9 protein-coding genes are annotated in these 15,264 nt (G+C 44.3%); 4 read left to right on the forward strand and 5 right to left on the reverse strand.

Annotated elements, in window-relative coordinates; translation table 11 throughout:
- Positions 1 to 344: ATP-binding protein (locus tag WBA89_RS16960; protein ID WP_424408350.1), on the forward strand; the 344-nt coding region annotated here is incomplete at its 5' end.
- A gap of 678 nt (positions 345 to 1,022) precedes the next feature.
- On the opposite strand, the gene WBA89_RS16965 is transcribed toward WBA89_RS16960, so the two are convergent.
- The 4 genes from WBA89_RS16965 to WBA89_RS16980 form a co-directional block, all read right to left on the reverse strand.
- Positions 1,023 to 6,488 carry a trifunctional serine/threonine-protein kinase/ATP-binding protein/sensor histidine kinase gene (locus tag WBA89_RS16965; RefSeq protein ID WP_424408351.1) on the reverse strand — a complete coding sequence of 1,822 codons (5,466 nt, stop codon included), beginning with the start codon at positions 6,486 to 6,488 and terminating at the stop codon, positions 1,023 to 1,025.
- Positions 6,489 to 6,705: 217 nt separating this feature from the next.
- The gene (locus tag WBA89_RS16970; protein ID WP_424408352.1) at positions 6,706 to 7,707 is read right to left on the reverse strand and encodes a hypothetical protein; all 1,002 of its coding nucleotides are present in this window, start codon (positions 7,705 to 7,707) and stop codon (positions 6,706 to 6,708) included.
- A gap of 309 nt (positions 7,708 to 8,016) precedes the next feature.
- Positions 8,017 to 9,543: a UDP-N-acetylmuramoyl-L-alanyl-D-glutamate--2,6-diaminopimelate ligase gene (locus tag WBA89_RS16975; protein WP_424408353.1), complete on the reverse strand. Its 1,527-nt coding sequence runs from the start codon at positions 9,541 to 9,543 to the stop codon at positions 8,017 to 8,019.
- 275 nt (positions 9,544 to 9,818) lie between these two features.
- The gene (locus WBA89_RS16980; RefSeq protein WP_424408358.1) at positions 9,819 to 10,124 is read right to left on the reverse strand and encodes a glutaredoxin family protein; all 306 of its coding nucleotides are present in this window, start codon (positions 10,122 to 10,124) and stop codon (positions 9,819 to 9,821) included.
- Positions 10,125 to 10,479: 355 nt separating this feature from the next.
- Between WBA89_RS16980 and WBA89_RS16985 the strand changes: the two genes are divergently transcribed.
- From WBA89_RS16985 to sbcD, 3 genes are all read left to right on the forward strand, one after another.
- Positions 10,480 to 11,754: an ATP-dependent DNA ligase gene (locus tag WBA89_RS16985; RefSeq protein ID WP_424408354.1), complete on the forward strand. Its 1,275-nt coding sequence runs from the start codon at positions 10,480 to 10,482 to the stop codon at positions 11,752 to 11,754.
- A gap of 377 nt (positions 11,755 to 12,131) precedes the next feature.
- Positions 12,132 to 12,788 carry an SMI1/KNR4 family protein gene (locus WBA89_RS16990; RefSeq protein ID WP_424408355.1) on the forward strand — a complete coding sequence of 219 codons (657 nt, stop codon included), beginning with the start codon at positions 12,132 to 12,134 and terminating at the stop codon, positions 12,786 to 12,788.
- 54 nt (positions 12,789 to 12,842) lie between these two features.
- Positions 12,843 to 14,096 carry an exonuclease subunit SbcD gene (gene sbcD / locus WBA89_RS16995; protein ID WP_424408356.1) on the forward strand — a complete coding sequence of 418 codons (1,254 nt, stop codon included), beginning with the start codon at positions 12,843 to 12,845 and terminating at the stop codon, positions 14,094 to 14,096.
- 129 nt (positions 14,097 to 14,225) lie between these two features.
- Here the strand turns inward: sbcD and fmt are convergent, their stop codons facing one another.
- Complete coding sequence (gene fmt, locus WBA89_RS17000; RefSeq protein ID WP_424408357.1) at positions 14,226 to 15,239, reverse strand: methionyl-tRNA formyltransferase; 1,014 nt, start codon at positions 15,237 to 15,239, stop codon at positions 14,226 to 14,228.
- Positions 15,240 to 15,264: the final 25 nt, after the last annotated feature.

The raw sequence follows: 15,264 nt of genomic DNA on the forward strand, positions 1-15,264 counted from the left end.
CAATGTTGGATCAGGTTTTAACTAATTTGATTGAGAATTTTACTCGAACTTTGCCATCGGGGAGTCGCATTCAGGTGGAGGTGACTTTGGCGGGCGATCGGGTAAAGTTGCAGTTAGAATCGGAACACCTACCTGAAGGTAATGGCGCATCGACTTTTGCAGCTTCAGCGAATGCTCCTTTGCGATCGATCGGGCCTTTGTTAATGGTGCAGCCGGAGACGGGAAGTTTGAGTTTAAATTTGAGCGTGACTAAGAATTTATTTCGAGCAGCGGGCGGGAAATTAGTAATACGCCAGCGGCCGCAAAAAGGCGACGTAATGACCGTATTTTTGCCCCTGCAATAGTCATATTACACCCGTTAGAACACAACAAAATAAGTTGGTAGTGAGGAATGCGAGTCCTCATCTCAAATCATCTCTTCATCGGAATAGTAAATTAACTGTTGACTGTTGACTGTTAACAGTTAACAGTTAACAGTTAATATCATGTATGAGTGCAACCGGAATTGATATTGCTCGTTACCAGGCTCTGCCTCCTTTTACCTGACAACTTTGCTCGTTACCAGGCTCTGCCTGGTAATGCAGATCCGGAGGCTCTGCCTCCTTTTACCTGACAACTTACAAGAGAGAGGACTGTAGGAGGTGTTTAAGTTATTAAGTTTTCGATCCTAAACAGGTAGTCGAATATCCGCAATTTTACTGAATCGGACATACCCAGGCTGTTATCTTCAATCCGAATTACTGCGGTTGAAAGGTCGATCGCTATTTCACTACAAATCATAATTAGCCCAGGTTCGGTTGGTAATTCCGCAAAGGTTCGTCCAACGCTCGCTGCGTCCAAAGCATCGATCGCGCTAGCGAGTTACAATTAAAAGTGTTTAATGAGCTCAGAGCAATTGTTTATACCAAATTCATAAAATAGCGCTACATATCTACCCCCCCCCAACCCCCCCTTATCAAGGGGGGGAGTCAAACTTTCGGTAGTAGCATAACTTTATGAAATTGGTATTACTAATTTTTTTACTAAAGAGGAATGACGATCGTAAATTCTGTTCCCTCTCCAAGCGTTGAATTAACCTCGATACTACCTCCATGCTTCTCGACAATAATCGAGTAGCTGACTGACAGTCCTAAGCCCGTACCCTTACCCACAGGTTTTGTGGTAAAAAACGGTTCAAATATCTTATTGACAAGCGAGGGTTCTATCCCTATACCATTGTCTGCAATATGAATCACTGCATTGCGAGCATCCTGAACCAAAGTCCGAAGAATCAGAGTCGGTTCTTTATTCAAATTAGATCCCTTATCCTCTGCTTGTCGCAAAGCGTCTATGCCATTACTCAGAATATTCATAAACACCTGATTGAGTGCCGATGCGTAACAGTTGATTAAAGGAATTTTACCGTAGTCTTTAATTAGTTGGATTTCCTGATGTTTTTCACTAGCTTTCAGTCGATGCTGCAAAATCAATAAAGTGCTATCAATTCCTGAATGAATGTCGATCGGTTTAATCTCAGATTCATCTAAGCGAGAAAAGTTCCGCAGAGATTCGACTATTTGGCGAATGCGCTCAGTTCCTGTCGTCATCGAACCTAGGATCATCGGTAAATCTTCAATGATAAACTCTAGGTCGATTTCGTCGATTTTCGCTTGAATTTTTGGTTGGGCTTGTGGATAGAGTTCTTGATATAAGTCAATTAACTCAATTAAAGATGTAATATATTCGTGAGTATGGTTGAGATTGCCGTGAATGAAGTTAACCGGATTGTTGATTTCGTGAGCAATTCCGGCAACCAACTGTCCTAAACTTGACATCTTTTCTGTTTGAATGAGTTGGGATTGAGTCGCGTAAAGTTTTTGGAGGCTGGCTTCGAGTTGAGTGGCTTTTTCTTGTAACTGCTGGGTGCGTTCTTCCACTTTTTGTTCTAGGGTGTAGGAATAATTTTCTAATTGGCTGTAGAGTTGAGCGTTTTCTAAGGCGATCGCCGCTTGGGCCATCAGCAGTTCGATCACTTGCAGGCGATCGCGAGTAAATACCGCTTGGGTTAAGCGATTTTCTAAATAGAGAATTCCAATTAATTTGCCTTTATTGACGATCGGAGTACACAATAAACTTTTGGGCTTGTGCTTTTGAATATAAGCATCCGAGGCTAGATAACTCTGAGCGGCATCATCAATGACTGCAGTCTCCTGAGTGCGAGACACATAGTTAATCAGAGAATGAGGGATATTTTTACTTGATTGAACAGTAATTTCTCGCCTTACACAAAAATTATTATCTGTCGTTCGATCGCCTAAATCAGCCGTGGCTTCTATAACTAAATTCTCATCCTTTAGTAAAATTAAATCGCATTTATCTGCTCCGGCATTTTCCATGACGATTTTCACTAAGGTAGAAATCAATTGCTCCAGTTGAATTTCACGAGATAAAGCTTGGGAAGCTTTGAGGATGCTGGCAAAATCTAGACTCTCAGAAATGCTACTGCTCCTAGAATGAGTGCTTGGGATAGTTTGATGAGAAAGAGACGAGCAATTGCTGTTTGAAATCAGAGTTTTCTGAAGAATTAATCGATTTTCTTGGCTCTGCAAGATAGCATTTAAGAGCTGTGGATAGCGTTGTTTTAAGTCATCAATTTTGGATTTGGCTCCCCAATTAAAATAGCAATAGTAGGCTTCTTGTAGATAGCTTGCTGCAAATTTTTCTTTACCCCAGCCGAGGTAGAACTCGGCCGCTAGTTCGTTAGCCAGGGCTTCTTCTTGAAGATATCCCGTATCTTTTGCACCTTGAATTGCTTGGTCATAATACTCTATTGCCTCAAGCACATTCCCAAATACTCGTGCTTGTTCTGCCTTAATCAACAAATACTTATGGAGAAAATTCTGCGGAGCACAATCAGACCATTCTCCGAGGTTTACTTGATTCTGCTCGATCGCCAGCATATATTGTTTCTGCTGGCTCGGTTCAGCTTGAGGGTAGACGGCGAGCAGAATCAATGAGTGATAAAAATTATAAACACCGCTCACAATCAATCCGGTTGCAGCTTGTATGTATTTGCCAGCCAGCAAAGTACAATCTAAAGCACTCGCATATTCCTTAAATAAATATAAAATATTTGCTTTGGCAACACCTAGCGCAAATAAGGACATATAATTCTGGGTACTTTGCCAAAGTGGCAGGAAGTACAATTCATCAAAATGCTCTCCAATCAATAGCAGCTTGTCAGCCGATTTGCCTTGTAAGTTCAAGGTAGCTTGCGCCCATATTTTTGCGTAAGACAAGGCAAAATCATGCTTATTTTTGATTAATAATTCGATGTAAGGAGCTTGTTTAGATTCAACTACTTCTAGTCTCTCTCCAGTTAAAAATAGATTTTTACAATAGTGCATGGCGTTATAACTAGCCCACTCCAAATCCCCTGTTTGTAAACCACTTTGGCATCCTTCTATAAAAGCATTGAGTGTCGCTTTTGCTGGCTCCTTCCACAATCGGATATTAGCATTAAATAAAGTATAAATTTTTGCTTTTAGTACAACTTCTTGAAATTTATCTAACAACTTTAATGCTAATTTTCCGGCATGATATCCTTGCTCAATGCCTCCAGGCGCTCCGCAGAGAATCGTGCCATAGAGCGCATAAGCATAAGCTGACAATCCAGAATGTCCACCTTCAAGGGTAAAATTTACTATCGTTAAGATCAGGGGACGGAGCATATCGGGTCTGGCAATATAAATGGAAGGAAAAAGTGCCATGAGAATCCGCAACGTGGCGAGTTGCTGCGGATCGGTCATTTCTGGAATCTTGTCTAAATCTTCAAATCGCGGTAATTCTGGCATCGCGCGATCGCCGATACTGACCTCGATGTTAATTCCCAACTTTTCCAATGCTTCCAAACCTGTATCAATCGCTTTTATCATCATACTTTGTGACTGAAAAGATTGAATTTGCAGCTCATATATTTTGAGACTATCGAGTAAATCTAGAGTTTGGGCTAAAATCATTTGACCCAATTTTTCTACCCGATTAAAGTTACCATTCAGATATTCTACTTCTGCTGTTTCGAGACAAACAGCCAGGGTCAAATCGTACTGAGTTTGCCAACTATCAGATTCTAGTAATGCCCAACTAATATTTAAATATCTGGCAGCATCTGCATAGGCTGTAGCAGCTTTGGCTTTCTTTCCGGCCAGTAGATTTAGTGAGATGAGATGATTTAATTGCTCTGAATCTGTGATTATTTCAACACCCATATTGAGTTGATTAACAATATCAAAAATATTGTCTTTCAGGGTTGATTGAGGTGTTTTTGTCAACAAAAGCTGACCAATTTTTAAATGTGTGGCTTTTTTTTGTGATTCTGGAATCAGGGAATAGGCAGCTTGCTGAATCCGATCGTGTAAAAATCGATATATTACGGATTCATCAGTAGTATCGGCTGTCTGAACAGTTCCCAAATAAAACTTATAAACTTCATTTTGGGGTATAATCAGCCCTTCTTGCAAGGCTTTCCATAGGTGAGTGGCAGCCTCGGCTTCTGTTTGCTCTGAAACGATCGCCAAAGTAGACAAATCAAAAGAGTTGCCAATACAAGCTGCTAGTTGGAGGATAGTTTGGGTCGCTGTTGGTAGTTTCTGTAACTGCAACGCCATGAATTCCACGACATCATCGGTCAATGCGGCCGATCGCACTTTGGCGATATCGCATTCCCAATGCCCTAATTGAGCATCAAAGTTAATGAGGCAATCTTGATGCAGAGCTTTCAGAAATTGGGTGGCAAAAAAGGGATTACCTTGGGTTTTTTGAAACACCAAATCCGTGAGCGGTTGCGCTAATGCAGTCGAGCAATTTAGCGTATTCGCTACCAACTGATTCAGGCTGGCATGACTCAGGGGTTGTAACGTAATTGTATTAACTATCGAGTCGCTTTGGGCGATCGCTTCCAAAGTCAGCATCAACGGGTGCGCTGCAAACACTTCGTTATCCCGATAAGCCCCTATAACTAACAAGTAGCCTGCTGTAGATTCAACCATCAAAAGTTGCAGCAACTTAAGAGATGCCGCATCAGCCCATTGCAAATCGTCCAAAAATATTACCAGAGGATGCTCTTGGGTTGTAAAAACTTGGATAAACTTTTGAAATAGTAAGTTGAAGCGATTCTGAGCAGATGTTCCCGACAGTTCCACCGCTGGCGGCTGAGGACTAATAATCCGTTCTAATTCGGGAATCACTTCAATAATTACTTGTCCATTTTCCCCAACAGCTTCCAGAATCTGCGTTTTCCAAACCTGCAACTGAGCATCACTTTCGCTCAGCAATTGTCCCATTAAATCTCGAAATGCTTGCACAAAAGCACAGAAGGGAATATTGCGGTTAAATTGGTCGAATTTGCCTTTGATGAAATAGCCGCGCGCTCCGACAATCGGTTTGTGGACTTCGTTAACAACGGCGGTTTTTCCAATGCCGGAAAATCCGGCGACTAGCATCATTTCGCCCCCCCTGTGTCCCCCCTCGGTAAGGGGGGATGAAAGGGGGTTCGCTACGCGGTCAAAGGCCTTGAGTAGGGTTTCTACTTCTGTTTGGCGACCGTATAATTTTTCAGAAATGGTAAAGCGATCGCTCAAATCTCGTTCTCCCAATTCAAACAAAACGATGTTTCCTGTTTTTTGCCACTGAGACAGACATTTTTCTAGGTCATGCTTTAATCCTAATGCGCTCTGATAGCGGTCTTCAGCATTCTTCGCCATCAATTTGCTGACAATTGCCGAGAGTACCGCCGGAATTTCTGGATTAATTTCAGACAGTGATGGCGGTTGTTTGGCAAGATGGGAGTGTACCAATTCCATCGGATCGTGAGATAGAAACGGCAATTCTCCTGCTAGCAATTCGTAAAAGGTGACACCGAGAGAATAAAAGTCAGTGCGGTAGTCAACGCCGCGATTCATCCTGCCAGTTTGTTCGGGAGATATATAGCTGAGTGTGCCTTCCAACAAGTTGGGACTCATCAGAGTTTGAGTGTCTCGCGGCAGCAAAGATGCGATGCTAAAGTCAATGAGTTTGACTTGTTTTGTTTGGGGATTAATTAAAATATTGGCGGGTTTAATGTCTTTGTGAATTATCCGGTGGCGGTAAAGTATATCTAATGTATTGGCGAGTTCGATCGCAATTTGGAAAAACTCCACCATAGAAAACGCGGTTTTCCCTTTCCCCGTCCATTCTTGCAGAGAAATTCCCCCGAAGTCTTCGACTATCAGCGCATAGCTGTTTTGGTAGGGTTCCAAGCTGTAGGTTTGGATAATTCCGGGCAAAATCAGGTTTTTAGCAATGGTATATTGATTGCGGAATTGCAACAGTTCGCTGAAGCTGGGATGCTCGTTCCGCAAGATTTTGATGGCGACGGGTGTGTCGTCGCAGATCCGAGTTCCGCGATCGACTAGAGTGCGAGTGCCGGAATAAATGCGATCGAGAATTTGATACCCTGTTAGTTCTATCATAGCGATCGCTCTTTTTTGTTAAAGTATTTTGTACGATTTTTTTAAATGTCATTTTCTTGTCAAGTAGATGCACCCAGTGGCTCGATCGTGTTTACAAGCCTGGACTCCTAATGATATCAAATTCGGTAGCGCATCGGAATTAATATTACTCACAGCCAGGACACGGCATTGCCGTGTCCTCTAGATCGTTCCGGTGTCATCGCAATTAAGCTCATTCTCAAGCATTCGGGAAAACTTCGGCTGAAAACATACGACGCAAAATCTCATAAAAAGGTTCACAATACTTGGCTTGTTCAGGTGTTAGACAAGCACAAATTTCCTTGCGAAGTAAGTGAGTCATTTGGCTAACAAGTTCCCAACTCACATTTAGTTTCGGGTAAATCATCACGCACAGTGGAAACAGTTCCGTCTCTAGGGCGTGCAGGTTTCCTTCTAGGAGACACACCCACATATAAACTTGAAACATCTCGACATCGCGGATGCTGGATGTGCGGATGTGCGGGCTGTTGAGGGGCCCAGAAAGACAGCGGTAGCGCGGGTACAGTTGATTTACCCGATCGACCACCCGTTGGGAAATCTCGGTCATCATCGGCATCAGCACCCGTACAGATTGCAGCGCTACCGAATCGGCTGGATGGTTCCCCGCCGCACTGTAAGCTCGTTGTAGTGGCATATACAGGTGATCGTCGAGAATCTTGACGTAGTTACCAAAGTTCTCTTGTTCGCTGTGGGGAAGCAAATCCATCAACTGCATTCCCGTGTAGTGATACTGCATGGCCACAAAGCCAATGACGCGGGGGTCAATTGCTGTGACTTGCTTGCGGACTTCACCGAGCACCGGGCTGACTTTGTTGACAATACTGTGGGGCGGTAATTGCTGGGCGTAGGCTTCGATCGCAGATTTGTAGACTTTATGGATGCCACCAGAAATCTGCCAGGGATCAACAAGTTCGCTATCAATTCCGTGCATAACTAACTCTTTCGCTAGGAGATTGTCGGTTTTAGTCCAAGATTTTGCACTCACCGAACGCAGCGAATCCAACATAGTTTTTGCCATTCCAGTGCGCCGTCGTTCCGCAAAGCGATCGTCACTAGCAGCTTCTGGAGAAGTGCCTTTCATCTGCTGCATATATTTTTGAGCAAAGGAAACAGATAAGTCTACCGAAGGTGACAGAGGATCGAATGATGTGGAGCTAACCAAATACGGATAATTAGTCATGGGTTATATATGTGCAGCGCAATAGGTTGTTGATGATTTTTTGTTTGTTACAGATGCAATTGATAATGTCTGATGGTAATAATGCCAATACCTGATTGAATGCGATCTGGAATTGGATATTGAGTGATTTAGATCGTAACAATTGCTATTTTTTTAAAGGTCTTTTACACAATTATAATTGTACTCATCGAATTGTATATGAGTATAATTACCGATCTTTTATATTGTTTTTGTTAAGTATTATTTGCTAGTTATTGATTGCTGAACCCGGAATTTTTTAAGAAGTCCGGGTTCAGGATATTTGGTGAACTAACTTTTAACTTTGTTGATTCTTACTTTCAAGGCATCTCGCGCTTGTTCTCGATCGTCAAAATGGACTTTTTCGGTGCCCAAAATCTGATAATCTTCGTGTCCTTTTCCGGCAATTAGCACGCCATCTCCCGGTTTAGCGTCCATAATAGCAGTGCGAATTGCGGCGGCGCGATCGCCCGTGACGACAGGCTTTACGGTGGCGGGGATACCTGCGAGAACATCTTCCAAAATGCGATCGGGATTTTCAGTACGCGGATTATCGGAAGTAACAACGGCGACATCGGCTAATTCTGCCACGATTTTACCCATGATCGGGCGTTTCGTGCGATCGCGATCGCCACCGCAACCAAACACGCAAATCATTTGACCCGGAATAAACGGCCGCGAAGCCTTCAACAAATTCTCCAAACTGTCAGGAGTGTGCGCGTAATCGACAATCACGCTAATATCTTGGTCGGGACTAATTTGCACCCGTTCCATCCGTCCCGGAACTCCCGAAAACTGAGATAATTTCTCCACAATCGCCGACAAATCTAAACCCAATTCTAAAACAGCGCCGACAGCAGCCAACATATTTGATAAATTGAACTGACCGACTAAAGGCAAAACAAAAGGAGTTTCGCCCTGGGGAGTGTGCAGCATTCCCTTAACTCCGTCGGGCTGATACTGTAAATCTGAAGCATACAAATCAGCCGTTTTGTCGGTAGTGCTGTAACTCCAAATTTTATCTGATTTTAAACTTTCAACAATCCGCCGCCCGTAGGCATCGTCAATATTAACTACCGCGCGATTATTGAGATAATCTTGACTGAAAAGCAGAGATTTTGCCTCAAAATAATCCTCCATATCCCGGTGATAATCGAGATGGTCTTGAGTCAAGTTTGTAAACACAGCAACTTCAAAAGTACAGCCCAAAACCCGCTGCTGTGCCAAAGCGTGGGAACTGACTTCCATCACGCCGTATTTGCATCCAGCGGCTACAGCTTCTGCTAGTTGTTTTTGCAGGTCAACCGCAAAAGGTGTGGTGTAAAGTGCAGTTTGTTGGAAACCGGGCCAGCGAGTGTAAAGCGTGCCGAAAATCGCGGTAGACAACTGCATTTGATCGAGCAAAAATTCGATTAAATGAGTTGTGGTAGTTTTGCCGTTGGTACCAGTTACGCCGACAAGTTTTAATTTGTTAGCTGGATTCCCGTAAAATGCGGTGGCTATTTGACCGCAAACTTGAGACATATCGGCTGCTCCGATGACGCAGGGAAGCTCTTCTAGCCCCCCCTTGCTGGGGGGTTGGGGGGGTGTTTTCGCGGCTGCTTGGGTGGAAATTATGGCGGCAATTGCACCGCTGGCGATCGCGCTTTGCCAAAAATCTCCCCCATCTACGCGACTTCCCGGCATTCCCAAAAACAAATCTCCCGCCCCGCAAGCGTGGGAATTAGTCGATAAACCCTTGACTTCTGCATCGAGGGCAGGATGTTCGGCGTCAAAGGAAATGCCGGGAAGTGCTGCTAATAATTCTCTCAATTTCATCTGAAAAACTCCTCACTTGGATGTTTTGAATATGACTTATACCAATTTCATAAAGTAGCGCTAGACATTACCCCCCCCAACCCCCCCCTTACTAAGGGGGGGGCTAAGACTTCATCTATACCACATCTTTAGAAAAATGGTATTACGCAATTATTTTAGCCAGTCTGGGTGCGACTTTGCACTGCTTGGCGGTGCGCGCCCCACACAGCTATTCTGTGCGCGGCGCGCAGGCCGAGGCCAGGATTAAAACCTGAGTTTTTGCGTAAATCCTATTATTATTGTGACGGATCTATTGGCCAATATTTCTGTAACATTTGCTCCAATTGGGCGACACTGCAGCGGGGAGAAGGACGGGGTAACAGTTGTTCATGGGAGAATGCAGGTTCGACAGCAGAATTTATTGGCTGGGGCTGCACTTTAAACAAAACTGGAACTTCGTACTGATAAGCTGCAAACCAATCGTCGCGTTGGGTAATATCTCGGACTTCGAGTTGAAATTTGAGGTTTTCAATCTGTTCGAGTTTTTCTTGCAACCCTTCGCACAAATGGCATCCGGGTTTGCTGTACAAAATTAATCGCATCATTGGAGTAAGATTAAACTCGATCTTAAATTATCGAAGGTGCGATCGCAAGTTGGCGAACCCAACGCGAGCAAGACACAACTCGCGACTTTATTGGTCGCAATGTGCGATCGAAGTTATCTTAGCATTGGCGGCGAACAGATTACCGCCATTGACAATCAAAACACCACTACAAGCCTATCGTTTTCTTTCTTCTCTTTCTCTGTGCCCTCTGCGCCTCTGCGGTTAAAAAATAAATCTAGTTCACAAATCAAAGAGTTAAATTTATTCACACCTCCTAATTATCAACTTCATCTTGACTAATAAATCAAGCTTTAGTATAGTATATGAAGTAGCCCTACAAAAAGGAGGCCGTATGGACTGCACCGAATACGCCGAAGCAAAACGCAAAGCAGCTAAAAAAATTAGCGCCGATATTCGAGAACGCTGGAACAATCGCATCGTCACGCGGGAATTGCACTTGATGGGTGAAGCGGGGGCGGTGCAGTATTTGGCTGATTACGGGCGCGGCATCGGTACGGCAAAAGTTATTGGTTTTGCACTGTGCGCGGAGTCGGAAGGATACCCGGAAATGGCGGTGGGATTTTGGCAAAGAGCGTTTGAGTTGGAAACTGGAGAAAAGCCGAATAACAACACTCCTAAAAACTCTAGCACTAATGCGGATACTGCGGCAAAATCAAAAGCTGCTGCCAAAATAGAGACTGCAAACAATCCGATTGTTGCCGAATTGCCTGCGAACTTGCAGCCGGGAAGGATTGTGACGATGCAGCCGGTTGATGCGCCGGTGGAACGTTCTTATTACATCGAAAATCCCGATTATTGGGGACAGCCAAAACGGGACGGCAATCGAGTAGTTGTCATCGCGACACCAGATAAAGTATACTATCAATCGCGATCGACTAACCTGCGACAACAAGCATCAATTGCGATCGATCGCGCATTAACAGACACAGCCGCTCAAATTAACATTTTTGTTTTAGACGGCGAACTGTATTATAAAAGCTGTACCGGCAGCGAACACCGCACGGGCGCACAAGCTGCTACAATTAATATTGAAATGGGTTTCCCGACGACCCAACCAACCGCGGTTTATGCGATTTTCAAATGTTTGTTTTCCCACGGCAAAGACTTGACTGGCTTGGCAGAATCGGAACGAATTGCCGCCGGAGTTGCAGTTGGTGAATTGCTGGTAAGTTTATCTTCAGAATTTGAAATTGTACCGACTTATCGCACCACCTCTGAAAAACTTTTATTAGCAAATCAGCAGGAATCGGAAAACAGAGAAGGCGAAGTTTGGATTTTGCACAACTGCCGCTATGTCGGCGGGAAAGATGTTAAGAAGTTCCCGATGGTGCGGACTAAATACTGTCAGGAATACGAGTTGTTGATTGTCGGGCTGACACCGACTAAAGTTGCGGGGCGGCCCTTTAGTGCGATCGAAGTCGCGCAAGAAGTTGGGGGCAAATTACTGCGGGTAGGAACAGTGGGAACGGGCTTTAGCAGCGGGGAAATGCAGGAAATTGCCCGACTCTACGAGGCTAACCCTCGCGGAGTTAAAATTAAAGTGCGATCGCAGGGATTGACGGAAAGTGGCAAACTGTGGCACGCGCGATTTCTAGAAATTTGTTAAAATAGGACGGCGGTTGAAACCGCGTCTACATAAACGATGTCTGCCTCCGCAGACTGAAGAAAATAAGACGAATCAATGTTTTTCAGCAAAAACAATTTCTACATCCTTATCAATCAATCTGAAATCAAAATTGAATGTTTTCGACTGAATGCTGAGGGAACTTGGGCAGATAGGATTTACAGACAAGGAGATGAGTTATATCGTTTTCGGTTGCATCGGAATGATTTAACCACAGAGAACACAGAGAACACAGAGAGGTCAGAGAGAAATGAATAATTACGATGCTAACTGAATTGATATTAGAGTTGACAAGTATAGATTTTCGCTGCCCGATCGCCCAAATTTATCAAAAAGTCCCCGGCATGATATTCTGATGTATGAAACAACTTTTTCAGCCCCGCAATCCTCTGGTTCGTACCTTCGCCCAAAGCTTAAAGCGCTACTGTCCCGACGCGCAAATTTTGCTAAATTCCGGTGCAATTGAAACGGAAATCGACTTATTTAAAAATCGTTACCAACAATCGCTTCCCGAAACTTTTTATGATTTTTATCGCTGGTATAACGGTTCGGCTTATGAGAGTTCAGAAAATAAGTGGCTGTTGCCTTTTGAACACGGCAGGAGTATTTTATCTTTGGCATCTATTGTGAAGGAGAAAAAATTTTGGGACACCCAGAGTCAAGTTGATTTTCAAGAATGGCAGCCCGGAGAATATTGGAACAAAGCATGGATTCCGTTTATGAAAGTAGATGATTTGTGGCTGCGGGTTGTGGATACAAAAGGCTGTTTTGACGGCACTCCCGGACAAATTATCAGTTTTGAGTGCAAAAACGAACCTTTGAGAAGCATTGAATGCGATTCTTTTGATAAGTGGCTGGAAACTGTTACTGCAAAAATTGAGTTAGAATGTTTGTTTAAAGAGTTTCACGAAATCGGGTTGGAGGAAGAAAAGGCAATTTTTGCGATCGATAAACGCATCAATCCCAATCGACACAGCGTCGAATTAGCACCTAGAAATACATCAAATATTTGGTAAAGTGAGGACTGAAATCCTCACTACAAACCTCAATTACAACTCACAAAGAAAACAATGATTAAAATTCTTCACCTTTCAGACATTCACATGGGAAGCGGCTTTTCCCACGGCCGCGTTAATCCAGAAACAGGCTTAAATACGCGGCTGGAAGATTTCGCGGCGGCCTTGAGTAAATGTATGGACAGGGCAATTTCTGAACCCGTAGATTTAGTTATATTCGGGGGGGATGCTTTCCCCGATTCAACGCCGCCACCGTTTGTAAAAGAGGCTTTTGCGCGGCAGTTCAGCCGCTTGGTGGACGCGCAAATTCCGACGGTTTTGTTAGTAGGAAATCACGACCAACATTCCCAGGGACAGGGCGGCGCGAGTTTGGGAATTTACCGGACTTTGGGCATACCTAAGTTTATTGTGGGCGATCGCCTGGAAACTCACCTCATACACACCCGCAACGGCGCAGTACAGGTGGTTACGCTGCCTTGGTTGACGCGATCGACCTTAATGACACGTTCAGAGACTGAAAGCCTTTCTGTGGGCGATGTTAACCAATTATTAACCGAAAAACTGACGATCGCCCTAGAAGGAGAAATTCGCCGTCTCAACCCCGAAATCCCCACCGTACTATTAGCGCACTTAATGGCAGATAAAGCAAGTCTGGGCGCGGAACGTTTTTTAGCAGTTGGTAAAGGTTTTAACATACCCGTTTCCATGCTAACCCGCCCTTGTTTCGACTACGTAGCCCTCGGCCACGTTCACAAACACCAAAATTTGAATTTATCCAACAATCCGCCCGTAATTTATCCGGGAAGCATCGAACGAGTTGATTTTAGCGAAGAGAAAGAAGACAAAGGTTTTGTGTTAGTTAATTTAGAACGAGGGAAAGCTGAGTGGGAATTTTGCGCGTTACCCGTGCGAGTGTTTCTGACGATTAAGGTAAAGGTATCTGAATCGGAAAACCCGCAAGCTGACTTGGTTAAAGCCATTGGGAAGAAGCAAATCCAAGATGCTGTCGTGAGATTAGTTTACCAATTGCGATCGGAACAATTAGACTTAATAGATAACGTTGAATTGCACGCACTTTTGAGCGAAGCCCACACCTACAAAATCCAGCCGGAATTAGTCAGTCAGCTAGCGAGGCCGAGGTTGCCAGAATTGAATGCTAATAATAGTATAGAACCGTTAGACGCTTTGAAAACTTATTTAGCAAGTCGGGAAGATTTGAAAGATTTTTCTGAGAGTATGTTAGAAGCCGCGCAGGGTTTGTTGGGCGGCAAAGAGGAACTTTTGGAGGAAGTTTTGGTCGAATTTTAGGTGAGTTATATCAATTATGATTTACCGGAATGATTTAACCGCAGAGAGCACAGAGAACACAGAGGAAGATTAGAGAGAGAAACGAATGATTTTGATGAAGAGTGGATTTGATATTATATCATTTTTGTTCTAACCCTTAACCTCGACACCCCCAAAAACTTCGCCCGCCGCCAACCGAGTCCCATTGGCAAAATCCACGCCAGACTGCACTTTTTTCCCCGCCAACTGCACCTCTCGCAATAATAACAAACCATCGCCAGTTTGGACGATCGCCCCAAAGCCCTTCACAACCCTGACAACCTCCCCATTTACGCCCGACAACCGATCCAAAACAGGCCATTCGCGTTCCAAAACCCTCAACTCCGGCGGCATTTGCAGCCAATATTCCGGCCCCACGGGCACAGTAGCAATCACCTTCAAAGAATTACCGCGAAAAGTCGTAGTACAATCCGGGAAAAAGCCCCTAACTTGATTATGAAGGGATCTCGCACTTTGCGACCAATCCAGCACAAAATCCGCCGCTTTAATCATCGGCGCATAAGTCGCCTCAGCATCATCTTGAACAACAGCATCAACCTTCCCATCCCTCAATAATATCAAAGTTTCCACCAACAAATCCGCCCCAACATCCGCCAACCTATCCCCCAAAGAATCAGCATTATCCAACAGCGAAATCCCAGCAAAACTCTTCAACAACATCGCCCCAGTATCCATCCCAGCATCCATCAGCATAGTAGTAATCCCCGTCTCCTTTTCCCCATCAAAAAGACAGCGCTGAATCGGTGCCGCCCCGCGATACTTCGGCAAAATTGAACCGTGAACATTAACGCAAGCCAAACTAGGAATATCCAGAATTTCTTGAGAAAGAATCTGCCCGTAAGCCACCACCACAAAAACATCCGCCTCCGCTTCCCGCAGCTTAGCAATAGTTTCCGCATCCTTCTTAATTCGGCGCGGCCCGAAAACCGGGAGACTGTGATTTAAAGCCACATCTTTTATAGGTGAAGGCATCAATTTATTGCCCCTTCCCCGGCGCTTGTCCGGCTGAGTCACCACACCCACAACCTCAAATTCTGGGTGACTCAGCAAACTGGACAAAGTAGGAACAGCAAAGTCAGGAGTGCCAAAAAAGACAATTTTCATATATTTTCAGTTAAGTACAACAGCC

The organism is Microcoleus sp., assembly GCF_049646505.1.
In the GTDB taxonomy this organism is placed as follows: domain Bacteria; phylum Cyanobacteriota; class Cyanobacteriia; order Cyanobacteriales; family Microcoleaceae; genus Microcoleus.

Excerpts from the sequence above, each read along its gene's own strand:
- WBA89_RS16965 (WP_424408351.1), bottom strand. The coding sequence starts at position 6,488 with ATGATAGAACTAACAGGGTATCAAATTCTCGATCGCATTTATTCCGGC.
- WBA89_RS16970 (WP_424408352.1), bottom strand. The coding sequence starts at position 7,707 with ATGACTAATTATCCGTATTTGGTTAGCTCCACATCATTCGATCCTCTG.
- WBA89_RS16975 (WP_424408353.1), bottom strand. The coding sequence starts at position 9,543 with ATGAAATTGAGAGAATTATTAGCAGCACTTCCCGGCATTTCCTTTGAC.
- WBA89_RS16980 (WP_424408358.1), bottom strand. The coding sequence starts at position 10,124 with ATGCGATTAATTTTGTACAGCAAACCCGGATGCCATTTGTGCGAAGGG.
- WBA89_RS16985 (WP_424408354.1), top strand. The coding sequence starts at position 10,480 with ATGGACTGCACCGAATACGCCGAAGCAAAACGCAAAGCAGCTAAAAAA.
- WBA89_RS16990 (WP_424408355.1), top strand. The coding sequence starts at position 12,132 with ATGAAACAACTTTTTCAGCCCCGCAATCCTCTGGTTCGTACCTTCGCC.
- sbcD (WP_424408356.1), top strand. The coding sequence starts at position 12,843 with ATGATTAAAATTCTTCACCTTTCAGACATTCACATGGGAAGCGGCTTT.
- fmt (WP_424408357.1), bottom strand. The coding sequence starts at position 15,239 with ATGAAAATTGTCTTTTTTGGCACTCCTGACTTTGCTGTTCCTACTTTG.